At 64.2% G+C, this 24,127-nt stretch carries 17 protein-coding genes and 1 tRNA gene; 14 read left to right on the top strand and 4 right to left on the bottom strand.

What is annotated here, in order from left to right:
• Nucleotides 1-20: 20 nt before the first annotated feature.
• Nucleotides 21-920: a septal ring lytic transglycosylase RlpA family protein gene (locus B2Y21_RS11800; RefSeq protein WP_292059988.1), complete on the bottom strand. Its 900-nt coding sequence runs from the start codon at nt 918-920 to the stop codon at nt 21-23.
• 132 nt (nt 921-1,052) lie between these two features.
• On the opposite strand from B2Y21_RS11800, the gene B2Y21_RS11795 reads away from it, so the two are divergent.
• From B2Y21_RS11795 to B2Y21_RS11775, 5 genes are all read left to right on the top strand, one after another.
• The gene (locus B2Y21_RS11795) at nt 1,053-1,991 is read left to right on the top strand and encodes a DMT family transporter (protein ID WP_292059986.1); all 939 of its coding nucleotides are present in this window, start codon (nt 1,053-1,055) and stop codon (nt 1,989-1,991) included.
• A 65-nt stretch (nt 1,992-2,056) separates the two neighbouring features.
• Nucleotides 2,057-2,146, top strand: a tRNA-Ser gene (locus B2Y21_RS11790).
• Nucleotides 2,147-2,762: 616 nt separating this feature from the next.
• The gene (locus B2Y21_RS11785; RefSeq protein ID WP_312204776.1) at nt 2,763-5,462 is read left to right on the top strand and encodes a M14 family metallopeptidase; all 2,700 of its coding nucleotides are present in this window, start codon (nt 2,763-2,765) and stop codon (nt 5,460-5,462) included.
• Between the two features lie 177 nt (nt 5,463-5,639).
• Complete coding sequence (locus B2Y21_RS11780; RefSeq protein ID WP_292059982.1) at nt 5,640-8,735, top strand: TonB-dependent receptor domain-containing protein; 3,096 nt, start codon at nt 5,640-5,642, stop codon at nt 8,733-8,735.
• Between the two features lie 222 nt (nt 8,736-8,957).
• Nucleotides 8,958-10,415: an amidohydrolase gene (locus tag B2Y21_RS11775; protein ID WP_292059980.1), complete on the top strand. Its 1,458-nt coding sequence runs from the start codon at nt 8,958-8,960 to the stop codon at nt 10,413-10,415.
• A gap of 218 nt (nt 10,416-10,633) precedes the next feature.
• On the opposite strand, the gene B2Y21_RS11770 is transcribed toward B2Y21_RS11775, so the two are convergent.
• A complete protein-coding gene (locus B2Y21_RS11770; RefSeq protein WP_292059979.1) occupies nt 10,634-13,567 on the bottom strand; it encodes a TonB-dependent receptor plug domain-containing protein in 2,934 nt (977 codons plus the stop codon).
• Between the two features lie 389 nt (nt 13,568-13,956).
• A complete protein-coding gene (locus B2Y21_RS11765) occupies nt 13,957-14,232 on the bottom strand; it encodes a hypothetical protein (RefSeq protein WP_292059977.1) in 276 nt (91 codons plus the stop codon).
• A gap of 250 nt (nt 14,233-14,482) precedes the next feature.
• Here B2Y21_RS11765 and copC point away from each other — a divergent pair, with 250 nt between their 5' ends.
• From copC to B2Y21_RS11720, 9 genes are all read left to right on the top strand, one after another.
• On the top strand, nt 14,483-14,845 hold the full coding sequence (gene copC, locus B2Y21_RS11760) for a copper homeostasis periplasmic binding protein CopC (RefSeq protein WP_292059975.1): 363 nt from the start codon (nt 14,483-14,485) through the stop codon (nt 14,843-14,845).
• 1 nt (nt 14,846) lies between these two features.
• Complete coding sequence (gene copD / locus B2Y21_RS11755; protein ID WP_292059974.1) at nt 14,847-15,752, top strand: copper homeostasis membrane protein CopD; 906 nt, start codon at nt 14,847-14,849, stop codon at nt 15,750-15,752.
• Between the two features lie 166 nt (nt 15,753-15,918).
• On the top strand, nt 15,919-16,200 hold the full coding sequence (locus B2Y21_RS11750) for a hypothetical protein (protein ID WP_087140736.1): 282 nt from the start codon (nt 15,919-15,921) through the stop codon (nt 16,198-16,200).
• The gene (locus B2Y21_RS11745) at nt 16,197-16,637 is read left to right on the top strand and encodes a Spy/CpxP family protein refolding chaperone (protein WP_125900867.1); all 441 of its coding nucleotides are present in this window, start codon (nt 16,197-16,199) and stop codon (nt 16,635-16,637) included. Before B2Y21_RS11750 ends, B2Y21_RS11745 begins: the two co-directional genes overlap by 4 nt.
• Before the next feature lie 7 nt (nt 16,638-16,644).
• On the top strand, nt 16,645-17,199 hold the full coding sequence (locus B2Y21_RS11740; RefSeq protein ID WP_292059970.1) for an RNA polymerase sigma factor: 555 nt from the start codon (nt 16,645-16,647) through the stop codon (nt 17,197-17,199).
• Between the two features lie 163 nt (nt 17,200-17,362).
• Entirely contained in the window at nt 17,363-19,147 is a 1,785-nt protein-coding gene (locus B2Y21_RS11735; RefSeq protein WP_292059968.1) for a copper resistance system multicopper oxidase, read from the top strand.
• Nucleotides 19,144-20,565: a copper resistance protein B gene (locus tag B2Y21_RS11730; RefSeq protein WP_292059965.1), complete on the top strand. Its 1,422-nt coding sequence runs from the start codon at nt 19,144-19,146 to the stop codon at nt 20,563-20,565. The genes B2Y21_RS11735 and B2Y21_RS11730 overlap by 4 nt, the downstream gene beginning before the upstream one ends.
• Before the next feature lie 21 nt (nt 20,566-20,586).
• Entirely contained in the window at nt 20,587-20,973 is a 387-nt protein-coding gene (locus B2Y21_RS11725) for a copper resistance CopC family protein (RefSeq protein ID WP_292059964.1), read from the top strand.
• 55 nt (nt 20,974-21,028) lie between these two features.
• Nucleotides 21,029-23,410, top strand: coding sequence for a heavy metal translocating P-type ATPase (locus tag B2Y21_RS11720; protein WP_292059962.1), 2,382 nt, complete (start codon nt 21,029-21,031; stop codon nt 23,408-23,410).
• A gap of 26 nt (nt 23,411-23,436) precedes the next feature.
• On the opposite strand, the gene B2Y21_RS11715 is transcribed toward B2Y21_RS11720, so the two are convergent.
• Nucleotides 23,437-24,123, bottom strand: coding sequence for a response regulator (locus B2Y21_RS11715; RefSeq protein WP_292059960.1), 687 nt, complete (start codon nt 24,121-24,123; stop codon nt 23,437-23,439).
• Between the last annotated feature and the right edge of the window lie 4 nt (nt 24,124-24,127).

Below are 24,127 nucleotides of genomic sequence, written 5' to 3'. Positions count from 1 at the left end.
GGCGCGGGAAGCAAGCCCGTTCAGCCGCCTATCAACAAGGCATCGTCAAAGCCGCGCGCCATGACGGCCTGACGAGCCCTTTCGGCAGCTCCCGCATCAGGCCAGGGACCAACCACGACTCGGAAAAGCGGCCGGCCGTTCCTGTCGATGTTCTGCACCACGGCCTTGTCGCCGAGGCGTCGTGCGACCTGGTCTGCGCCGCGACGGTCAGAATAGGCGCCGGCCTGGACCCAATAGGCGCTCGACACCGGCGGTTGCGTCGCCGTGTACGTGGGCTGTGCAACGGGTTGGGCCTGAGACGGCGCAGAGTCGTAATAGGGACGCGGACCTTGGGATTGGGCCTGGACCTGAGGTCGAACAGGTTGAGGATGAGGTTGTGGCGCGGCGCCGGCTTCAGCACGGCGCAAGACTGTACCTCCACCCTGGCGCGGCGCAGGGCCGACATAACGGACGCGCACGTCCCCCACGCCTTGCTGCAGGAGGCCCAGTTCCTCGGCGGCGCCGCGCGACAGGTCGATGATGCGGTTATCGACAAAGGGTCCGCGATCATTGACGCGCAATATGACCCGGCGCCCATTGGCGCGGTTCGTCACCTCGACCAGACTGGGCAGAGGCAGGGTCTTATGGGCGGCGGTCAGGCCGTTCATGTCGAACCGTTCGCCGGTCGAGGTTGAACGCCCGTGATGATAGCTGCCGTACCAGGACGCCTGCCCCACCTCGTCATAGTTGGGCTGTTCCTTCGGATGGTACCAGCGACCGCGGATCTGATAGGGACGCATGGTGCCCGAAACGATCGGAGCCGGATCGGTCACGACGGGCGCGCCGATCGGCGCATCGCGCTTGCCGCCCAAGCTGGCGCACGCCGCCAGGGTCGAGAAGGCGGCGGCGATCATCGCGCCCTTCAGCAGTCTCGCCCACATGTTGCTTTTACTCCGGCCGACTATGGATTGGGCGAAATTAACGGCGGAGGTTTCCGGTTTGGTTAACGTCCCGTTTGCGCGTATGGCCTTGCGACAAAGCCCCTCCCCCCGGCTGAACGTCAGAACCGCGCCTTGAACCCCTCCCTGTACAAGACCCGCACAGGAGTCTTCCTTCTCGCCACCCTGTGTTGCGCGCTGTGGGGCAGCGCCTTTCCGGCCGTTAAAAGCGGCTACGCCCTTCTGAAGGTCGCGCCGACCGACATCGCCAGTCAGTTGTTGTTTGCAGGGTGGCGCTTCGCCCTGGCCGGGGCGATCCTGCTGATCGTCGCCATGGCGATGAAGAAGCCTGTTCTGGCGATGAGCCGTCGTCAGGCGGGGCAGGTCGCCCTGCTTGGGCTGACCCAGACGGCCATCCAATACGTCTTCTTCTATATCGGCCTGGCCCATGCATCAGGCGTCAAATCCTCGATCATGAACGCGACCAGCGTCTTCTTCAGCGTCGTGCTGGCCCATTTCATCTATGCGGACGACCGACTGAGCGGCCGCAAGGCGCTGGGCTGCGTGATCGGCTTCATGGGCGTGGTCGTGGTCAACCTGGGCGGCGGCGCGCTCGGCTTCGACTTCACCCTGCTGGGCGAAGGTTTCATCGTGATCGCGGCTTTCGTCCTGGCGGCGGCCTCCATCTACGGCAAGCGGCTGTCACGCAGCCTCGACCCCATGGTGATGACCGGCTGGCAGCTGTTTGTCGGCGGCCTGATTCTGACGGCTGCAGGCATGGTGATGGGCGGAGAGCTGCAGGGTTTCGACCTGACGTCGAGCGCGCTGCTGCTCTATCTGGCTCTGCTCTCCTCAGTGGCCTTTGCGGTGTGGAGCCTGCTGTTGAAGCACAACCCGGTGGGAATGATCGCGGCGTTTAACTTCCTGATCCCGGTCTTCGGCGTATCGCTGTCGGCGCTTTTCCTGGGAGAATCCGTGTTGCGCTGGAGCTATCTGATCGCACTGGTTCTAGTCTGCGCCGGCATCTGGCTGGTCACGCGATCAGGCGCAGTGTCGAAGGCCGGCCGCGCCTGACGCTTTCCGCTTGGGTCACGCCCGCCTTGCCGCTATGCACAGGCGAACGCGAGCCGACTCGCGTGGGACAGGTGGCCGAGTGGTTTAAGGCAGCGGTCTTGAAAACCGCCGTAGGTGGAAGCCTACCGTGGGTTCGAATCCCACCCTGTCCGCCACATACCCCGCATAGCTCGTCTCTCGCTACGGGGCTGATGGCTGCCCCCCCGGGCAAATACCAACCCCATTTCAAGACACGAAGAGGCGCCATGCTTGGCGTTCACGCGCCCGCGCTGAATGCGACTGAAGTTGCTCTTGATCGGATCGACGAAGTTCCTCTCCAAGCAATTGCCTGGGATGGCTCTCATTGTGAAGCGCCAGCGCGGATCGACAGTTCGCCGCTCCATTGATCCGGGCTCACAGATTCCGCGGCGCCCGTGCGCGCGGCGCTTGTTCGGCCGGTGTTTCGTGAAAGCGATAATCAAGCCCCCAGATGTAGATCATTCGCCTCTGACGGCCATAGTTATGGAGAAACTAAGTCGAAATATAACTTTTCTCGCGCTTTTTTCACCTCATTACCCCTATTTTTTCCTTGTTTTAGCAATAAATTTTCGTTTCCAAAGCAATTATGTCTTTCACAAGGCGGATTTTTGTCCAACCCTGTCGTGACGCTCTGGGTGTTTCGAGCGATCGTATTGGGGGAAATCGATGTTCCGCACGACCTTCGCCAGCCGGCTTTGCGCGGCGCTTTTGTCCAGCACTGCGCTTACCGCTGCGTGGCCCGCTTCAACTGCCTTGGCTCAGGTCGCAGCTACAGCCACGCCGGCTTCGGCGGTTGTAACAGCGCCCGAGCGTTTCTTCCCCCAGCCTCCCGGCACGGACTACTTTCTGGCCGACTACGATCAATATGAGCGCTACCTACAGCGCGTGGCCGGCGAATCGGACCGGATGAAGCTGCAGAGCTTCGGAACCTCTGCCGAAGGCCGCACCCAGTGGATGGCGATCGTGTCCTCGCCTGAAAACCTGGCCAACCTAGATCGCTACCGCGACATTTCTCGCCGTTTGGCGCGGGCCGAGGGGCTGACAGCAGAACAGGCCGCCGACCTGGCTCGTGAAGGCAAGGCGATCGTCTGGATCGATGCCGGCTTGCACGCCACCGAGACCGTCACCACCCAGGGCCAGATTCAGATTATCCACCGGTTGCTGACACAGAACGACGCTGAGACGCGGCGTACGCTCGACGACGTCATCATTCTGTTCGGTCACGCCAATCCCGATGGCCTGCAGCTTGTCGCTGACTGGTACATGCGCAACCCAGACCCCGAGAAGCGAGAGTTCGACTCGATTCCGCGCCTCTATCAGAAGTACGTCGGCCACGATAACAACCGCGACTCCTATATGTCGCTGATGCCCGAGACGGCGAACATCAACCGGGTCCACTATCGCGAGTGGTTCCCCCAGATCGTCTTCAATCAGCACCAGACCGGCCCGCGCGGGATGGTGGTGTTCATTCCGCCCTTTCGCGACCCATTCAACTACAACTTCGACCCGCTGGTCATGACCACGACCACCGAGGTCGGCACTGTCATGCACAGCCGCCTGATCTCTGAAGGCAAGGCCGGATCAGGGATGGACAGCGTCGCCCCCTACTCGACCTGGCACAACGGCATGTATCGGTCGGCTCCCTACTTCCACAACATGGTCGGCATCTTGACCGAGATCATCGGCGGGCCGACGCCGGAAGCTATTCCGCTGATCCCCGAGACCCAATTGGCCCGCAATGACGAGCCCATGCCGATCAGCCCCCGGATGTGGCATCTCCAGGACAGCATCGACTACCAGTGGTCGATGAACCGGGCCGTCATCGACTACGCCTCGCGCAATCGCGAACGTCTGCTGATGGGCATCTATCAAATGGGCGCCAACAGCATCGAACGCGGCAGCGAGGACAGTTGGACCGTTACGCCGCAGAAGATCGACGCCCTGAAGGCGGCGGCCACGTCCACCGACCGCGGAGCCATCGACGCAGGCCTGTTCGATACGGTGCTGAAGACGGCCGAGAACCGCGACCCGCGCGGCTTCATCATCAATCCTGCGGAACAACGCGACCTGCCCACCACGGTGGCCTTCCTCAACGCTCTGATGAAGAGCGGTGTCGACGTTGAGGTCGCCAGCGCCCCGTTCACCGTTAACGGAAAGCGCTATCCGCAGGGCACCTATGTAGTGAAAACCGCTCAAGCGTTCCGGCCCCACGTGCTGGACATGTTCGAGCCGCAGGACCATCCGCACAACACCGAATACCCCGGCGGCCCGCCCAAGCTGCCTTATGATGTCGCCGGATACACTCTGGCTTATCAGATGGGTGTGACGTTCGATCGCGTGCTGGATGGCTTTGACGGTCCCTTCAGGCGGGCGGACGATCAACTGACCACGCCGCCGGGGGCGGTCATCGGTTCGGGGCGCGCGGGTTTTGTCATCCCCCATGAGGTCAACAACAGCTTCATCTTGACCAACCGTCTGTTGAAGGCGGGGGCCAGCGTCGAATGGCTGGAGAACGGAGCCAGGGTCAGCGGAGCCCAATTGCAGCCGGGCGCCTTATGGGTGCCGGCTTCGCCCGAAAGCACAGCAGCCGTGCGGGCGGCGGTCGGTGAACTGGGCTTCAACGCCTATGCTGTGGATCGCAAACCGGCGGGCGGCGCCATAGCCCTGAAGCCGGTCCGCGTAGGCCTGGTCGACCGATATGGCGGCGTTATGAGCTCTGGCTGGACCCGTTGGCTTCTCGAGGAATACGAGTTCCCGTTCGAGGTGGTCTATCCGCAGACTCTCACTGCAGGAAACCTGAACGAACGATTTGACGTCCTCGTCTTCACCGACGGCTCCACGCCCGTGCTCAATCACGCGGCCTATCGTAACCAACGCAACCGGCCGCTGCCGGAAGCCGAGGACATCCCCGAGGCCTATCGCGACTGGCTGGGCGAAGTGACCGCCGACGCCACCGTCCCCCAGATCGCCGAGTTCGCTCGCAACGGCGGCTCGGTCATCACGATCGGCGGCGCCAATCGCCTGGCGCACCTGCTGGGCGCGCCCATCGCTCCAGCTCTGGTCAAGGAAGAGAATGGAACACAGCGGCCCCTGGCCACGACTGAGTTCTTCTTGCCGGGTTCAATCCTGAGCGCCAAGGTGGACAATACCGACCCGCTGGCCTTCGGCATGCCGGCCCAGGCTGACGTCTTCTTCTCCAATGGCCAAACCTATCGCATCGTCGGCGAAGGCGCGAAGTCCGTGGCCTGGTTCGACACCGATACGCCGTTGCGCAGCGGCTGGGCGCACCATCAGGAGTTGCTGAAGGACACCTCGGCCGTGGTCGAAGTCGACATCGGCAAGGGCAAGCTCTTCGTCTACGGCGTCGAAGTTCTGCAGCGCGCCCAGCCTGCCGGCACCTTCCGGCTGTTCTTCAATGGCCTTCTCTATGGTCCGGCCTCCACCGCCGACTAAACCCTGAAGCCGACGACGGAAGCCTGCGTCTATGACGCTCAGGCTTCCGTTGCCTGCCTCTCAGGCGTGACTTTTGTTCAGTAAGCTTAGCGCGGCTCACGTGCGTGTTTTCCGGCCCACGCAACGTTTCGGTCGCTGATTTTTTGAAACGAGTCAGCTCCAATCAGGGGAATACTAATGAACACTCAAGGACGCACGCGGATCAAAGCCGGATCCTCAAGAATATTGCTAACCAGCGCATGCGCCTACGCGGCCCTGATGGCCGGCGCAGCACACGCTCAGGAGGATCCGTCCGACCCCGCCACGCAGGTGAGCGATATCATCGTGACCGGCTCCCGCGTCGCGCGCCCAGACTACGTGGCCAATAGTCCGATCGTGTCGGTCTCGACTGAGGATATCGAAGACACGGGTCAAGTTTCGGTCGAGCGCGCCCTGACGCAGTTGCCCCAATTCACAGGCGCCTTCGGCCAGGCCAGCACCGGCAGCAGCACCACGACCCTGAACGCCGGCCAGGCCAACGCAAGCCTGAGAGGCCTGGGCCCCAAGCGCACGCTGATCCTGCTGGACGGTCGTCGGATGCAGCCTTCATCTCCTGATGGCTCGATCGATCTGAACACCCTTCCTGAAGCCCTGATCGGCAACGTCGAAGTCATCACCGGCGGCGCCTCCACCGCCTATGGCTCAGACGCCACGGCGGGCGTGGTCAACTTCCGCCTGCGCAACATCGAAGGCCTGACCATCAGCAGCCAGTACGGCGTCAGCGAATACAATGATGGCGAACAGTTCCGCGCGACCGTCACAGCCGGCCAACGATTCGCCGAGGGCCGCGGCCGCGCCATGATGTCAGTCGACTATTCCATGCGCGAACCCGCGTTCCAGAGCGATCGACCGTTCAACATCACGCGCACGCTTCAGAACGGTACGGCGACGCTCGATTCCGGCGCGATGCTGTTCCCCGGAAACGCGCCCAGCGCCGCCGTGGTCAACAATCTGTTCCGCAATATCTATGGCGCCAATCCCATCACCGGCTCCGCCACCTACACGGGACAGTTGGGCTTCAACCTAGACGGCACCCTGTTCAGCCATGTGACGCCGGTCGGCAACTATTTCGTCGAGAATTTCCGAGATCCGGAGACGGACACCCAGTACATCGCAGGCAGCCGTAAACAGCTCAATTTCGGCTGGCCGAACAGCCAGGTCGTAAACACCAACGAACGCATCACAGTCTTTTCCAAGCTTGACTATGATGTCACCGACAACACCTCGGTCTTCGCTCAGGCGACCTTCACGACCTATGACGCGCTAACCTATTTCAACCCGACTCTGGCGTCGGGCGCGGCCTATGCGCTCAGTGCTCCGGTCACCAACCCCTTCCTGTCTCCTGATGCCCGGCTGATTCTGGCGTCGCGCCGCGATCCCAACGCGGACTTCACCTTCCAGAAGGCATTCACCGCCGCCGGCGACCGACTGCAGACCAATACCTACGACGTCTACCAAATCGTTCTGGGCGCCAACGGCGTCGTGCCGTACCGCGACTGGACGTGGGATGTCTTCGCCAGCGTGGGTCAGACCAAGACCAATAACATCCAGCATGGCGCACTCAGCAAATCTGCTGTCGTGAAACTGCTGTACGATCCGTTCGGCGGCGCCGGCGGTTCGCGGCTGGAGTATGACCCCGTGTCGGGGGCTCCGGTGGGCATGGTCGCCTATCCCGTGCTTTGCGCCGGCGGCGCTAACTTCTTCGGCAACCATCCGATCTCCGACAGCTGTATGGACTTTATCAGCCGCCGGACTTCCAACACCAATGACATGAAGCAGCGTGTCGCCGAAGTGAACTTCCAGGGCGGCCTGTTCAACCTTCCTGCTGGTGAAGTGCGCGTGGCGACCGGTCTTGGTTATCGCTACAACGCCTTCCAATACAACTCCGACGAACTGTACAATATTCCGGGCGTCGGCAGTGATATCCTAGGGTACAGCGTGTTGCGGCCTTCCGGCGGAAACACCAGCGTCAGCGAGATATACTTCGAAGCTCTGGTTCCCCTGCTGAAGGATGCGCCGATGGCTCGCGAGGTCAATATGAACCTCGGCTATCGCTATTCGGATTACAGCAGCGTCGGCGGCGTTAGCGCCTACAAGGTCGATGTGGACTGGAGCATCATCGACGCCCTGCGTCTACGTGGCGGCTACAACCGCTCGGTGCGCGCGCCCAGCGTGGGTGAGCTCTACGCTCCAGAATCGTCGGGCAGCACGGGCATCGGCAGCCCCAGTGCGGCGACCCCGTTCGGCGGCGACCCTTGCGATGTTCGCTCCGGCTATCGCGGCGGCTTCGGTCAGAGCGGAGCCAACGCCGCCAAGGTCGAGGCCTTGTGTCTGGCCATGGGCGTGCCGGCAGGCGTGCTTCCGACCTATCAGTTCGGCTCCAACCAGGTGTTCGCTCTGACCGGCGGCAACCCCGATCTGCAGGAAGAAACCACCGATACCTATTCGATCGGGGCTGTCATACAGTCGCCGTTCACCACGCCGCTGCTTAACCGGATCTCGACCTCAATTGACTGGTATTCGATCGAAGTCACCGGCGCAGTCGGCAACCTGCCGATCATCCAGACCATCGAGAATTGCTTCAATCTCAATGGCGGGAACCCCACCTACGACGCAAACAACTACTATTGCCAGGTCATGGGGACACGTAACCCGACCACGGGCTTCCTGTTCGAGCCGGGTCAGCCCGCGCTGAACCTGGGGGCCTTCAAGGTCAGCGGCGTGGACTTGCAGATCGACTGGTCGTTTGACCTGTCCGACATCGGCCTACCCGCCTCGGCTGGCAGCCTGTCTCTGGGCACCGTGGTCAGCTATGTCGACACGTTCGAGATCCAGAACCTGCCGGGCGGCCCGTCCTACAACTACGCTGGCAGCCGCGGCACCGCCGTCGAAGATGGAGCCGGCTTGGCCCACCCCGACTGGAAGGCCAATACGACCCTATCCTACACCAGGGACTGGATGAACATCAGCCTGCGGTGGCGTCATACCGCCGCGATGATCAGCGCTGAACAGGTGCGCAACGCGGCCAGCACGACCCGGGGCGTCGATTCCTATGATGTCTTCGATCTGAACGGACGCTTCACCCTGCCAAATGATCTTAGCGTGCGAGTGGGCGTCTCCAATCTGTTCAACGAAGAGCCGCCTCAGGTCGGCAATTTCGCCGGCAGCTATGATGGCCAGAACTACGATACGCTCGGCCGTTATTATTCAATCGCCGTAACTAAGAGCTTCTAGACGGCTTGGGCTGCGGGGAAGGAAGGCGTTCAGACCCGTCCTTCTCCGTTTCCCGCTTTGATGAACCCAGGTGCGCATTCCATTGCTGCTTCTGGTCCAGGCCGAAAGCTCCGGTTTCGCTATCGAAAAGTTGGAAGCTGATGATCCGGAACGATCGTCTGGCCGGTTCGCCCCCTGGTCTGTCGCCCTTTAGCCATGTGTACGAAAAGCGGAGTTCAGAACATGAAATTTACCAGCCTTACGACCATCGCCGCCGCCCTCTCGTGTTTTGCGGGCACAGGGTGGGCGGCTGAACTGCCCGAGACACAGCAGGCCGCCATCATCAGCGCCGTCGAACGCGAACGTGAGCAGTTGGGAGCAACCGCCCTGGCTATCTGGAGTTTCGCCGAGGTCGGTTATCAGGAGACCCAGAGTTCAGCTCGCCTGCAACAGGATCTGACCGCCGCCGGCTTCACGGTGACTGAAGGGATAGCTGGCCAGCCGACCGCTTTCCTCGCCAGTTTCAAGAACGGCGACGGTCCGGTGATCGCCCTCCTGGCTGAGTTCGACGCCCTGCCCGGCTTGTCTCAGGCGGTATCGCCCGTCGAACAGTCTCTGCATGCGGCCGCCGGCCACGGTTGCGGCCATAACCTGTTCGGCGCCGCCTCCAGCTATGCCGCCATCGCCGTCCGCCAGTGGATGGTTGACAACAACATCAAGGGCGAGCTGCGCGTCTATGGTACGCCCGCCGAAGAAGGCGGCTCGGCCAAGGCCTTCATGGTCCGCGACGGCCTGTTCCGAGACGTGGATGTCGCACTTCATTGGCACCCGGCGACGGTCAACAGCGCCAGCCAGGGGACGACCAAAGCCAACGTCAGCGGCAAGTTTCGGTTTTACGGGACGTCATCCCACGCCTCCGGCGCGCCGGATCGTGGGCGATCGGCTCTGGACGCCGTCGAGGCCATGAACGCCATGACCAATATGATGCGCGAGCACATTCCTGACGGAACGCGCATCCACTATGTCATCACCAACGGCGGCGAAGCGCCCAATGTGGTGCCCAACTATGCGGAGTCCTACTACTACGTCCGCCACGGCGATCCTCAAGTCGTTCTGTCGGTCATGGAACGACTGAAAAAGGCTGCGGAAGGCGCCGCCCTGGGGACCGAAACCCGCTACGAGTTCCAGCAGATCGGCGGCGTCTACAGCATGATGCCGAACGGCGCGCTGATGGCAGTCATGGATCGCAACCTGCATCGCGTCGGCGCCATTTCCTGGACGCCGGAGGAAACAGCTTTCGCAACCGAACTCCAGCAGTCTCTGGCCAGTCGCCCACCGCTGTCGAGCGTTGGTGAAATCCAACCCGCCAAACTGAGTTTCGATGGAGCGGGCGGGTCGACGGACGTGTCGGACGTCAGCTGGGTCGTCCCCACCGTCGGTCTGGCGACTGCTACGTTCGTGCCGGGTTCGGCGGGGCATAGCTGGCAGAACACCGCGGCCGCAGGCTCCAGCATCGGGGTCAAGGGCGCGGTCGTCGCGGCTAAGACCATGGCTCTGACGGCTGCTGAACTGTTCGTCAGCCCTGAAACCATCATTGCAGCGACCGCCGAGCTCCATCAACGTCGTGGTGCGGACTTCGTCTATCGCCCGTTGGTCGGCGACGGTCCTCCGCAACTGAACTATCGTGGCGGCCAAGAATGACGCCAACGCTAAGGAGACGAAAACACAATTGATCGTCTCAGGCCGCCCCCGCCGCACAGACGGTGGCGGCATTGATCCCAGAGACCATTTCCGTCGACGGAAGTTGTCGCTGTATTGTCAGCTTAAAAGCTTCACGTGAGTGGATCTATCCGTGATGAGATTAAAAAAATGGCGGAAGACTTATGTCTTCCGCCAAAAAAGTTAGCCCTGGTGTTGAGTTAGAACTTCAGGCGCAGGCCAAAGGTATAGTAACGGCCAATGGCGTCGTACGTTTGCGGGAAGGTGTTCCCGTTGTTCGAGGCCGTGGTGCCGATGTTGGAGCCGACTTCCGGCGGCGCCTCATCCAGCAGATTGTTGACCGTAGCGGTGAAACGCACGTTGTCAGTGATGTCCCAGCGCGCCGTCAGATCGAAGTAGTTATAAGCTCCGATTGAAGCGTAGGGAGCATACCAGTTGCCGCTGCCCGGTTCGACATCGACGCCTGCCAGGTGACGCCACTGCAGCGAGGCAGCGTAGTCGCCCAACGACCAGGTAGCGCGGCTGGTCCAACGTTGCTTCAGGCGCGGCTCGCCGCACGAAGTCGAGTAGTAGCCGACGCAATCACGTAGAATGGAGGCTGGCGTCGCCTGACCTTCGTTCTTGGTGACGATGTTGCCGTTGACGCTCAGGTCAACACGCCCGACGTCGCCGAAGCCGTAATCCGACAGCTCAACGCGATAGTTGGCAGACAGATCAAAGCCTGACACGCGCTCATTGCCCAGGTTCGAGAGCAGCAGGGCGACGCCGCGCGCCTCCACGCCGTTGATCGAACCATTGGCCGTGTTGCGGCCGATGAGCTGACAGAACTCGTTGAACGTCAAGCTGGGGTTCAAGGCGGTGCTGTAGCAGCCCTGGATGACGTCGTTGACGCTGTTGCTGCTGACCGTCTTGTCGATCTTGATGTCGTAGTAGTCGACACTCAAGCGCAGGCTCGGCACGAAGGCCGGCTGCCAGACGGCGCCGATGGTCCAGGTATCGGCCTCTTCCGGTCCTAGATCCGGGTTGCCGCCGGTCAGGACGTTGACTTGCCCCGAGTTCGGCGCTGCGACGAAACCGATAGCGGCCGTCGGCACGCCGGTCAGGCGGCAGAGGTTGCTGAGCGTACCAGCCGCAGTAGCTTGCCCGGCGTTGATGCTGGCGCCTTGGCAAGGGTCAACCGCCAGATTGCTCAAGCCAGTGACTTGCGGGTTGAACAGTTCGCCGATGTTCGGGGCGCGGGTGGCGCGTTGGAACATGGCGCGGATACGCAGATCCTCGATGGGGGACCAGTCACCGCCGATCTTGTAGCTGCCAAAGTCGGTCTTTTTGCCCGAGGCTTCGAACTCGGTGTAGCGGTAACCCGCTTCAAGGTTCAGGCTGTGGACGAACGGCATGTTCTCGACCAGCGGGATCGACAACTCGGCGAAGGCTTCGCGCATTTCGAACTCGCCCTGGCGGTCCGGCACGGGGGCGCCGGTGCCCAGAACTTCACCGTTGATCTGCGAGGGCGCGTCAGCGCGCGTAGCGGCGCTAGAACGACGCCACTCCAGACCAAAGGCCGTCGCGATCGGACGTTCAGCCCACGGGCTGCTCAATTGATCGGGCAGAATGCCTGAGATCGAGCCCGACACCACGTCCTGTTCAATCGTCGTCTTATTGATCGAAGCCAGGTTGATGTAGTCGATCATCGCCTGGGTGATCGAGCCTTCAGCGCCAAATACGTTGATCGGCACGCAGCCGGCGACGGGCGTAGCGGAGCCCGGCACGATACATGCCGTGGATGAAACGGTGTTCAGAGCGTTGCGCAGCTTGGACAGCGAGCCCCAATCGCGACGGGTAACCAATTGCTCGGTCTCCCCGTGCGATGCGTAGACATCATAATTCCAGTTGGAGCCGATGTCGCCGCGGATGCCCGCCAAGAGCTGCAGCGTCTTATTTTCGTAGTCCACCGGACGGCTGCCCATCTCGGTGAAGCGACGGTTGATCGTCAGTGGAACAATGGTCGAACCGCCAGCACCGGCGACACAGCTCGCCGCGGGGATGCCGCGCGCCGCGCAGAGTTGCTGACGCATCGGCTCCGGAATGAACGGGTTGCCGATCGGCACGCTGTAGGTGTTGCCAAACGTACCGGTCGGGGCGTTATCCAGCGACACGTCGCTCTTGACGTAGGTCAGGTGGCTGTAGACTTCGGCCGCCGGGCTGATCTTGTAGGATCCCAGGGCATTGATCTGATAGCGGCTGAGCGGCGTTTGATAGAGGTTGAACGGGTTATAGTTGTAGCCGGCCGCATTGTAGGCCGGATCGCTCGGGCCGATGAGAGCTCCTGTCGCCGGATTGATTTCAGCCCCGGCTGGCAGCGGCGTGCCGCCCGCAACCGGCGTCACGCCGAAGCGGCCGGGAACCGAGGTGCCCGAACCCAGCGGCGCGCCGGTATTGGACGAACGAGCCACTAGGCCCCAAGGACGCTGGTCCTGATACAGCGGGTCGGTCTTGGTGTAGCCGAAGCTGACGACGGCGTTGCCGCGGTCATCGGCGAAGTTGCCGCCAACGGTCAGGTCGATCTTGCGGCGAACGGCGTCGTTCTCTTCCGAAAGGCCATAGGAAGAGGCGAACTCAACGCCCTCGAAATTGTCCTTCAGGATGAAGTTCACGACACCGGCGACGGCGTCAGCGCCGTACACGGCGGAGGCGCCGCCCGAGACGACGTCAATACGCTCGACCAGGGCCACCGGAATGGTGTTGGTGTCTACAACGCCCTGCAGGTTGAACGGTACGACGCGACGGCCATTGATCAGGACCAGGGTGCGGTTGGTGCCCAGGCCGCGCAGGTTGATGGTCGCGCCGCCGCCCGAGCCGTTGTTGGTGGCCGAACCGACGGCCGGCACGGCGGCCGGCAGATCCTTGACCAGCTCTTCAACGGCGACAGGCTGCTCAAGAGCGATTTCCTCAGCGCCTACCGACGAAATCGGGCTAGCCGCCTCATAGCCAGGCTGACGGATACGCGAGCCGGTGACGACGATGGCGCTGACTTCGGAGACTTCCTCGCCCGTCGATTGCGCCATGGCGGGCGTCGCGGCCATGAAGCCTAGTGCTGCGCCCCCAATGATAGTCGTTGCGAGCAAGTGCTCGCGCATGAATCTCTTCTTCAAGAGAGTCCCCTTCTAAAAAAGCGCCCCGTAATGCCGAAGCAACCCCCACGGCGCATGGATGGAAAAACACACGACGACGGTGCGTCGACGCGAACCTGACCATAACGACACACCGAGGGTCCGAAAAAGACGCATTTCAGTCAAAAATGGACTCTTTGAAAATTTCGGACCTTATTTCCGGTACGGTGGCCGAAATGTTACAGCGTTGCGCGCCTGCATGGCTCTGACGCGCCTATCTTCGACAAGGTGTTCGTTTGGGATGAGACGTGCGTCAGCGCTGGCGGCGCTGGCGCCCCTGATCCAGCCCCTGCTGCAAGCAAGAAAAAAGCTCCCGACATTGGTCGGGAGCCTTCATCCGTAATGACGGATAGTGATTACCAGTCGCCTAGGCCGGGGCATCGCCCGATCGCTTCCATCGTATAGAAGTCCGACATTTCGCCCGTTACCGGCGGGGTCATGATCGTGGTGTTGTTCAGGCAGTATTGCCGAAAGCTTCCAATCATTTGGGTGTGATTTGAATCACTATAGAAATAGTACTGATAATAGAAATCAGAGCGAGCCTGACTTGCGCCAGCGAAGCTGCCCGCGCCGACAACGGCTGCCAGAGCAGCACCGATCGCGATTTTGCGGCGGATATTGAAATTTTTCATACCGTTCCCTCCAAACAATGAAGAGGTGAGAAATTCATGTATCAACGATATTCGCAACTAACATGGTTGTGAAGCGATGCTCGATTTCGCGAAATACGGGAAGGAGGCTGCCGTGTCGGGCCCTGGCGCTGGCGATCCACATCGTTGGGCTGTTTCAGATTCGGCGCCCAGCAATGTGACGCCTGAGGGCGTCGTCCGTTTCGTCCGTAGTTGTCTTCAGGGCCTCAAGGGCCTCCATCTGGAGACGATCATGTCCAACTTGAATCCCCTTCCCTTCATCGCCGTCTCTGCCGCCGTCCTGTTGTCGGCCGCGCCGGCGTCGGCGCACGCCCGACTGGTCAGTTCCACGCCGGCGGCCAAGTCGACCGTGGCGTCGCCGCGCGTCGTGACCCTGACCTTCAGCGACCGCGTGGCTCCGGCCTTCTCGAGCTTCGACGTGGTCAACGCCGCCGGCGCCAAGGCGACGGTTCGCACCCAGGTCAGCCAGGACGGCAAGACCATCACTGGAACCTTGGCGCGCCCGCTGGCCGCTGGGGCCTATGTCGTCAACTGGCGCATCGCCTCCACCGACGGCCACCGCATGACCGGCAGCTACGACTTCACCGTCCGCTGATATGGTCGAGGTCTGGATCATCCTCCTGCGCGGCGTACAATACGTCGCCGGAGCGGTGCTGCTCGGCATGCCTGCGTTCATGCTGTACAGCGCACGCGCTGTCGGACCGTTGGACTTGCGCTGGCCGCGTCCGGCGACGGCCTGGGCGGCGGCGATCCTGATGCTGGCCGCGCCCGCCGCCCTGCTGGCTCAGACCGCCATGATGGCGGGCTCGCTGAGCGAGGCCTTCAAGCCCGAAGCCCTGACCTTCATGGTCACAGGCATGGGGCTGGGCAAGGCGCTGGTCGTGCGGATTCTGGCGGCCGCCCTGGCTCTGGGCGCCGCCTTGTTGCTGCGGTCAGGGAACCTGATGTGGAGCCTGCTGACGCTGCTGGGCGTGGTTGTCTCGGCCAGCTTCGCCTGGACCGGCCACGGCGCGGCGACGCAAGGGTCGGGACATATGATCCACCTGGCCTCGGACATCGTGCACGCCGTGGCGGCCTCCGTCTGGGTCGGCGCCCTCGCCGCCTTCGCCGTCCTTATCGTTCGGCGGCCATCGGGCGATCCCGCATGGGACGCCGGGGTGGCGCGCAGTCTGACCGGCTTCGCCGGGGTCGGTACGGCGGCCGTCGGAGCCTTGGTCGCAACAGGCCTGATCAACAGCGCCTATCTGGTCGGTCTGTCGAAGGCGCTGAGCCTGGGAGCCAGCCCCTATGGCGTCCTGCTGACGATCAAGCTGGCGCTGTTCGGGTTGATGGTCTGCCTGGCGGCGGCCAACCGCTTCCGCCTGGCGCCGTTGATGGCCCATGATGCGGGTCAGGCCATGCCGCATCTGAAGAAGAGTCTGGTGGTCGAGTTCGGCCTGGCGCTGATGATCCTGGCCGTCGTGGCGGTCATGGGCGTTCAGCCGCCGCCCGCCTCGCTCTGACGTCAGTCGGGGCTGTGACGCGAAGCGCTTTCGTCACGGCCCCGACATGGCGTAGAGATTACAACGATTGGAACCATACGCCCTGGATGCGTACGCGGTCAGACGTCTTTCCAAGGGAAGGCGCGTCGCCTCGCGTATGACAGACAGGGCCCGCGAAAGGTGCAGAATGACAAAAGACATCGACCGCATCCTGGCGACGCCGTTTCCAGCAGATGAAACCTTGCGGTTGGCGGGACTGGAGAACCAGGTCTGGCGGCGGATCGAAGAGCGGCAGGAGCAACGCCGTTCTGGTCAGGTGCGTCTGGCGGTCATGGCTGTCGCCCTTCTGGTCGGCGTGACGAACGGCGGCATGTTGGGGCAGGCCTTCAAGCCCAACCACTCCGACATTCAGGTCTTCAGCGTCTCCGCAGGCCTGTCGCCGATGACCCGCTTCGAGGTCGGCGGATGAACGCCAACTGGAAGTCCATCGCCCTGACCGTGGCGCTGGCCGCCCTGGCCAGCGGGGGCGCCGCCTGGCTGGCCGCAGGCTGGATGATGAAGCAGCACGAGACGCCCAGCGTGCACGACATCGTGCATCAGAAGCTGGACCTGACCGCAGATCAGGACGCTCGCCTGGACGGTATCGAAGAGCATTTCACCGTGCGGCGTGAAACGCTGGAGGCCGACGTGCGCGCCGCCAACCGCGAACTGGCCAACGCCATCGCCGCCAGCCAGGGCGACAGCCCCGAGGTTCGCGCCGCCGTCGATCATTTCCATGACGCCATGGGCGCCTTGCAGAAGGCCACCATCGCCCATGTGTTCGAAATGCGCGCGGTTCTGACGCCGGAACAGGCCCGCGTCTTCGACAAGGAAATCGCCGGCGCCCTTACGCAAGAGCCTCGGTAAGGCCGAGGTGACGGCCGGGGGCGACACAGACGAGGCGCGCGCCGCGCGCGGCGACCGCACTGCCTTCACCGCCCTGATGGCGGCGACCAGCGGCGACCTCTATCGCTTCGTGCGTCGTTACGTCGGCGACACGGATGAGGCCCACGACCTGCTGCAGGAAACCTATGTCTCGGCCTGGCTGGCGATCCAGCGCTATGATCCGACGCGCTCCTTCGAGACGTGGTTGCGCTCGATCGCCATCAACAAATGCCGCGACTGGGGCCGCAAGCGCACCGTGCGCCGCATCGTGCGCGGCGTCATGGGGCTGGACACGCCCGAAGCCATGGCCGTGGGCGAAGATGCGCCTGAAGCCGAGGCCCAGTTGGACGACCGCCGCCGCATGGACGAGATGAATCGCGCCCTGGCCGCCTTGCCCGACAATCTGAAGGCGCCGCTTCTGCTGGCCTCGCTGGAAGGCCGCTCCCATGCCGAGATCGCCGAAGTTCTGGGCGTCACGCCCAAGGCGGTCGAGACCCGTATCGCCCGCGCCCGACAGAAGCTGAACCAGGCCCTGGCGCGATAAAACGCACTGGCGTTGCGACTTGCCCGTCGCCGCGCCCTGCCCAAAGCTGCGGCGCCCTGCCGCAACGGCGATGCAAGGGGCGACCGTGTCGCCTGCGTATCCCGATCAGACCTCCTCCCCGCGCGCCTTTACGGGCGAACGGCCTCTTTGAGACTTGGACTTCATGGCGACAACATCACTGGACCGTCGAACCCTGTTGCGAGGCGCCGCCCTGGGCGGCGGCATTCTGGGCCTGCAGGGCCTTCTTCCCGCCTGGGCGCAGACCGGATCGCCGGGCCTGCGGGCCGATCTGCCGACCCTGACGGGACCGAACATCGACCTGAGCGTGGGTGACTCCAGCTTCACCGTCGGCGGCCGCACCGGCCACGCCTTCATGATCAACGGCCTGCTGCCCGCGCCCCTGCTGCGGATGCGCGAGGGCCAGAACGTGCGCCTGTCAGTGACCAACAATCTGGACGAGGACACCTCGATCCACTGGCACGGCCTGCTGCTGCCGTTCCAGATGGACGGCGTGCCGGGCGTCAGCTTCCCCGGCATCAAGCCGCGCGAGACCTTCGTCTATGAGTTCCCGATCAAGCAGTCGGGCACCTATTGGTATCACAGCCACTCGGGCCTTCAGGAGGCCATGGGCCACTACGGCCCCATCGTCATCGACCCGGCGGGCGCCGATCCGGTCGCCTATGACCGCGAGCACGTCCTAGTCCTGTCGGACTGGAGCTTCATGCATCCGCATGAAATCCTCGACAAGCTGAAGAAGAGCCCCGGCTACTTCAACATGCAGAAGACGACCCTGGCCGGCCTGCTGGACGGTTCGGACGGAATGAACGCCGCCGAGCGCCGGATGTGGGGCGGTATGCGGATGGACCCGCGCGACATCCTGGACGTCAACGGCACGACCTACACCTATCTGGTCAATGGCCACGGTCCGGAAGAGAACTGGACCGGCCTGTTCCGGCCGGGCGAGCGCGTGCGTCTGCGCATCATCAACGCCTCGGCCATGTCGATCTTCAACGTCCGCATCCCCGGTCTGCCGATGACCGTGGTTCAGGCCGACGGCGAGAACGTCCGCCCGGTCGAGGTCGACGAGTTCCAGATCTCGGTCGCCGAGACCTATGACGTCATCGTCCGCCCGACCGAGGACCGCGCCTACACCATCGTTTCCGAAGCCATCGACCGCTCGGGCATGGGCCGCGCCACCCTGGCGCCGCGCATGGGCATGACGGCCGAGGTTCCGCCTCTGCGCAAGGTGCCCAACCTGACCATGAAGGACATGGGCATGGGAGGCATGGACCACAGCGCGCACGGCGCAGCGGGCGCCGACCACGCGGCCATGGGTCACGGCGCCGCTGCGGGCGCTGCGGCGGCTGCGCCGATGGACCATTCGGGCATGAGCATGCGCGATCCGAACAACGCCCCGGCCGACATGGCCGTCGGCGTCGGCGTGGACGCCATCGCCCCGGCTCCGTCCAACCGTCTGGCCGACCGGCCGCAGGGCCTGGATGACGTCGATCACCGCGTGCTGGTCTACGCCGACCTGCGCTCGCTGACGCCGAACAAGGACACCCGCGCACCCTCGCGCACCATGGAGATCCACCTGACCGGTAACATGGAGCGGTTCATGTGGGGCTTCGACGGCCGCAAATTCTCGGAAGTGGTCGAGCCGATCCGCTTCGAGCTGAACGAGCGCGTGCGTGTGACCCTGGTCAACGACACCATGATGGCCCACCCCATCCACCTGCATGGCCACTTCTTCGAGCTGGTCAACGGTCATGACGGCAACCAGCCGCTGAAGCACACGGTCAATGTCGCCCCCGGCGGCAAGGTCACCTTCGACCTGACCGCGGACGCGCCCGGCGACTGGGCCTTCCACTGCCACCTTCTGATGCACATGCACGCGGGCATGTTCAACGTCGTCACTGTTCGCCCGCTGGCTGGAGCCGCCTCGTGAAGTCCCTTTCCTTCTCCCTGGCGCTCGCGCCCCTGATGCTGGCTGCGGGCGGCCCCGCCCTGGCCCAGAGCCACGCCGGTCATGCGGGTCACGCTCCCGCAGCGTCTGCCCAGGCGACACCCCCGGCCGCCAAGCCCGCACACGACTGCCCCATGATGCGCGACGGCAAGTCCTGCCCCATGCATGGAGCCGCCGCCTCCGGCGCTCCGGCTGATCCGCACGCCGGTCATGACATGAGCGGTCACGCCGGGCACGGCGCGGCTCCGACGGATCCCCATGCCGGCCACAACATGGCTCCGGCCCAGGCGACCCCGGCGGATCCCCACGCGGGTCACGATATGAGCGGCCATGCCGGCCACGACGCTCCTGCGGCCGATCCCCATGCGGGTCACGCCATGGCTCCAGCGCAGGCGGCCCCTGCCGACCCGCACGCCGGTCATGACATGAGCGGTCACGCCGGGCACGGCGCCGCTCCGGCTGATCCCCATGCCGGCCACAACATGGCTCCGGCCCAGGCGACCCCGGCCGACCCGCACGCGGGTCACGACATGAGCGGCCATGCCGGTCATGGCGCCGCCCAGACCGATCCCCATGCCGGTCATGACATGAGCGCCGCGCGCGGCGGGCCGAACATCCCGACTAGCGTGGACGCCGTCGGCGGCCGCATGGTCGAGACCCCGCCCCCGGCCGCCGCTCGTTCGGCTCCGGCCCACGCCGCCGACCTGCTGTTCGACCCGGCCGTCATGGCCGCTTCGCGCAAGCAACTTTTGGTCGAGAACGGCGACATCCGCTCGACGGCCGTGCTGATCGACTCCATCGAAGCCAGCTTCGGCGACGGCGCTGACGGCTACAGCTGGGGCGCCCAGGGCTGGACCGGCGGCGATATCAACCGCTTCTGGTGGAAGACCGAGGGCGAAGGCGAGATCGACGGCAAGCTGCACGAGGCCGAGGTTCAGGCCCTCTACAGCCGCGCCATCGCGCCCTTCTGGGACGTGCAGGCGGGCGTGCGCCAGGACTTCCGTCCGGACGGCGACGACACCACCCACCTGACCGTCGGCGTTCAGGGCGTGGCTCCCTACTGGTTCGAGATGAGCGCCGCCGCCTTCCTCTCGACCGAGGGCGACCTGACCGCCCGCGCCGAGGCCGAATACGATCAGCGCATCACCCAGAAGTGGATCCTGCAACCGGCGATCGAAGTGGCCCTGTCGGCCAGCGACATCCCGGAGCTCGAGATCGGCTCGGGCCTGACTTCGGTCACGGCGGGCCTGCGCCTGCGCTATGAAATCCGCAAGGAGTTCGCCCCCTACGTCGGCGTCGAGTGGACCCGTTCGCTGGGCGACACCGCCGACTACGCCAAGGCCAGAGGCCAGGATCCCGAAGACACGCGCTTCGTGGTCGGCATCAAGGCCTGGTTCTAAGATCTGAAAGGAAGATTGGTCATGCTGAAGACTCTGGTTCTCACCGCTGCGTTGGCCTCGCTGGCCGGCGCGGCCGCCGCTCAAGACCCGCACGCGGGTCATGCGGGACATGGCGGATCGCAGGCGCAAACGTCAGGCATCGTCACCAACCCGGCCGACGGCGCCATGACGCATGGTTCGCCGGAACGATTCAGCGTGACCTTTCCCCATCCGATGACGCTCAAGACCGTCACCCTGACGGCCCAGGGGCGAGCGCCGATCGTGGTCACGGCGCCGTCCGCCCCTGCCGCCCGAACCGTCAGCGCGCCCCTGCCGCGCCTGGCGCCGGGCAACTATGCAGCGGCCTGGACAGCCGAGGCGCCGGACGGCCACAGGATGAGCGGCTCCACCCGCTTCATGGTCCACTAGGAGGCCACGACACAGGCGGGTCAGGCGGCGCATCGCCGCTATGGAGGAGGAAAGAATGGCGGACACGAAACCCGGCGGACATTCCGCCGAAGGCCACGACCATCACCACAGCCACGTTCACGGACGCGGCGAAAGTCCTCCTCCATCCAGCGTCGTCGACCCCGTCTGCGGCATGGGCGTCGATCCGCACGAAACGGCGCATCATGCGACCCATGCCGGGCGCGAACACCATTTCTGCAGCGCAGGCTGCAAGGCGAAGTTCGTCGCCGAACCTGAACGCTATCTGGACCGTGCGACCCAGTCGAAGGTCGAGGCGCCTGCAGGGACCATCTGGACCTGCCCGATGCACCCGGAGATCCGCCAGGACCACCCCGGCGCCTGCCCCATCTGCGGCATGGCTCTGGAGCCTGAAGTCGCGACCGCCGACGCGGCTCCCAGCGCTGAACTGATCGACATGACGCGGCGCTTTTGGGTTGCGGTGGCTCTGACCACGCCCGTCTTCATTCTGGAGATGGGCGCGCATCTGATTCCGGCGCTGCATCACCTTGTGCCGATGCGGACCTCGATCTGGATTCAGATGGTCTTGGCCACGCCGGTCGTGCTGTGGGCGGGCTGGCCCTTCTTCCAGCGCGGCTGGACCTCGCTGAAGACCCGCAAGCTCAACATGTTCACCCTGATCGCCATGGGGACGGGGGTGGCCTGGGCCTACAGCATGGTCGCCGCCCTGGCGCCAGGCCTCTTCCCCGCCGCCTTCCGCGCGGCGGACGGATCAGTCGCGGTCTACTTCGAGGCCGCCGCCGTCATCACCACCCTGGTTCTGCTGGGGCAGGTGCTGGAATTGCGGGCGCGTGAACGCACCTCGGGCGCGATCAAGGCCCTGCTGAACCTGGCCCCCAAGACCGCCCGGCGCATCGCCGATGACGGCGGCGAGGACGAGGTCGCGCTCGACCTGATCGTCGTCGGTGACCGATTGCGCGTCCGCCCCGGCGAAAAGGTGCCGGTCGACGGCGTGGTCGAGGAAGGCCGCTCGGCCCTGGATGAATCCATGGTGACCGGGGAATCCATGCCCGTCACCAAGTCGGTCGACGACAAGGTCATAGGCGGCACGATCAACCAGAGCGGCGCCCTGATCATCCGCACCGAAAAGATCGGGCGCGACACCATGCTGGCGCGCATCGTCCAGATGGTCGCCGACGCTCAGCGCTCGCGCGCGCCGATCCAGCGCATGGCTGACCAGGTCGCAGGCTGGTTTGTCCCGGCCGTGCTGTTGGTGGCCGTCATCGCCTTCATCGCCTGGGGCGTCTGGGGGCCTGAGCCGCGTCTGGCGCACGGCCTGGTCGCGGCGGTCGCCGTTCTGATCATCGCCTGCCCCTGCGCCCTAGGCCTGGCGACGCCCATGTCGATCATGGTCGGCGTCGGCCGCGGCGCCGGCCTGGGCGTGCTGATCAAGAACGCCGAGGCGCTTGAGCGCATAGAGAAGGTCGACACCCTGGTTGTCGACAAAACCGGCACCCTGACCGAAGGCAAGCCCGCCGTAACCCGTATCGTGGCCGCCGACGGTTTCGATCAGAATGAACTGCTGCGCATCGCCGCCGGGGTCGAGCGGGCGTCAGAACATCCCCTGGCTCTGGCCATCGTCGAGGCGGCGACCGAACGCGATCTCGATATTCCTGCAGTCAGCGACTTCGACTCCCCTACAGGCAAGGGGGCGCTCGGTACGATCGAGGGCCAGCGCATCACCCTGGGCAACGCCCGGTTCCTGGCCGAGGCCGGAGTGGACGCCGACCCGATGGCGGCCCAGGCCGACGCCCTGCGCGCCGATGGCGCCACCGCCATCTTCATGGGGGTAGACAGCCGCGTGGCGGGCGTGTTCGCCATCGCCGATCCGATCAAGCCAACCACGGCCGAGGCCCTGGCCGCCTTGCGCGCCCACGGCCTCAAGGTCGTGATGCTGACGGGCGACAACCGCACGACGGCCGAGGCGGTCGCGCGCCAACTGGGCATCGACGCTGTCGAAGCGGACGTCCTGCCCGATCAGAAGGCCGAGGTCGTGGCGCGGTTGAGACAGCAGGGCCGAGTCGTCGCCATGGCTGGCGACGGCGTCAACGACGCCCCTGCCCTGGCCACAGCCGACGTAGGAATCGCCATGGGGCCCGGCGCCGACGTGGCGATGGAAAGCGCAGGCGTGACCCTGCTGAAAGGCGACCTGAACGGCATCGTCCGCGCTCGCGAACTCAGCCACGCCACCATGGCCAATATCCGCCAGAACCTGTTCTTCGCCTTCATCTACAACGCCGCAGGCGTGCCGGTGGCGGCGGGCCTGCTCTACCCCTTCTTCGGCATATTGCTCTCGCCGATGATCGCGGCGGCGGCGATGGCCCTGTCCTCCGTCAGCGTCATCGCTAACGCCCTGCGCCTGAACCGAGTGAAGCTGTAGGGGCCATATACCGCCACAGGCGTGGGTTAGTCCGCCAAGCGGTACCCCACGCCTGGCTCCGTCAGGATCAAGCGCGGTTGCGCGGGATCAACCTCTAGTTTCTGGCGCAGTTGGCCGATGACGACGCGCAGATACTGGGTGTCATCGGCATGGGCCTTGCCCCAGACGGCGGTCAGCAGGTCGCGATGGCCAGTCACCTTGCCGACGTTTCGGGTCAGGTGCGCCAGGACATCATACTCCTTGGGCGTCAGTCGCACTGGGTTATCCGCGCGGGTGATCAGGCGTCGCTCCATGTCGATCTTGACCTCGCCTGTGATCAAAGGTCCGGCCGTTTCGGCGCGCGGCGTCTGACGCAGATTGGCCCGCAGTCGGGCCAGTAGCTCGCCGACGCCAAAGGGTTTTTCGACATAATCATTGGCGCCCACATCAAGCGCCGCGATCTTTTCGGCCTCCTTGTCCCGCGCCGACAGGATGATGATGGGACCGGCGTAGAACTCTCGCGCGCGGGCCAGCACGTCCTTGCCGTCCATGTCGGGCAGGCCGAGATCCAGCACCACGGCGTCGGGGCTCCACAGGGCGATGCCGCGCAAGCCCTCCTGCCCGCTGTCGGCGCGGCGCGGCTCATAGCCGGCAGCGTCCAGCGCTGGGGACAGGAAGCGGTGGATCTGGGACTCGTCGTCGATGACGAGAATCTGAGGACGAACGGCGGCCATGCGG

Source organism: Brevundimonas sp. UBA5936, from assembly GCA_002430835.1.
GTDB lineage: Bacteria > Pseudomonadota > Alphaproteobacteria > Caulobacterales > Caulobacteraceae > Brevundimonas.
The sequence above is the reverse complement of the archived record's forward strand: the minus strand, read 5'-3'. Positions and strand labels throughout refer to the sequence as shown.

Coding starts and splice junctions, on each gene's coding strand:
- B2Y21_RS11770 (WP_292059979.1), bottom strand. CDS start 13,567: ATGCGCGAGCACTTGCTCGCAACGACTATCATTGGGGGCGCAGCACTA.
- B2Y21_RS11800 (WP_292059988.1), bottom strand. CDS start 920: ATGTGGGCGAGACTGCTGAAGGGCGCGATGATCGCCGCCGCCTTCTCG.
- B2Y21_RS11715 (WP_292059960.1), bottom strand. CDS start 24,123: ATGGCCGCCGTTCGTCCTCAGATTCTCGTCATCGACGACGAGTCCCAG.
- B2Y21_RS11765 (WP_292059977.1), bottom strand. CDS start 14,232: ATGAAAAATTTCAATATCCGCCGCAAAATCGCGATCGGTGCTGCTCTG.
- copC (WP_292059975.1), top strand. CDS start 14,483: ATGTCCAACTTGAATCCCCTTCCCTTCATCGCCGTCTCTGCCGCCGTC.
- B2Y21_RS11745 (WP_125900867.1), top strand. CDS start 16,197: ATGAACGCCAACTGGAAGTCCATCGCCCTGACCGTGGCGCTGGCCGCC.
- B2Y21_RS11735 (WP_292059968.1), top strand. CDS start 17,363: ATGGCGACAACATCACTGGACCGTCGAACCCTGTTGCGAGGCGCCGCC.
- B2Y21_RS11725 (WP_292059964.1), top strand. CDS start 20,587: ATGCTGAAGACTCTGGTTCTCACCGCTGCGTTGGCCTCGCTGGCCGGC.
- B2Y21_RS11750 (WP_087140736.1), top strand. CDS start 15,919: ATGACAAAAGACATCGACCGCATCCTGGCGACGCCGTTTCCAGCAGAT.
- B2Y21_RS11775 (WP_292059980.1), top strand. CDS start 8,958: ATGAAATTTACCAGCCTTACGACCATCGCCGCCGCCCTCTCGTGTTTT.
- B2Y21_RS11780 (WP_292059982.1), top strand. CDS start 5,640: ATGAACACTCAAGGACGCACGCGGATCAAAGCCGGATCCTCAAGAATA.
- copD (WP_292059974.1), top strand. CDS start 14,847: ATGGTCGAGGTCTGGATCATCCTCCTGCGCGGCGTACAATACGTCGCC.
- B2Y21_RS11720 (WP_292059962.1), top strand. CDS start 21,029: ATGGCGGACACGAAACCCGGCGGACATTCCGCCGAAGGCCACGACCAT.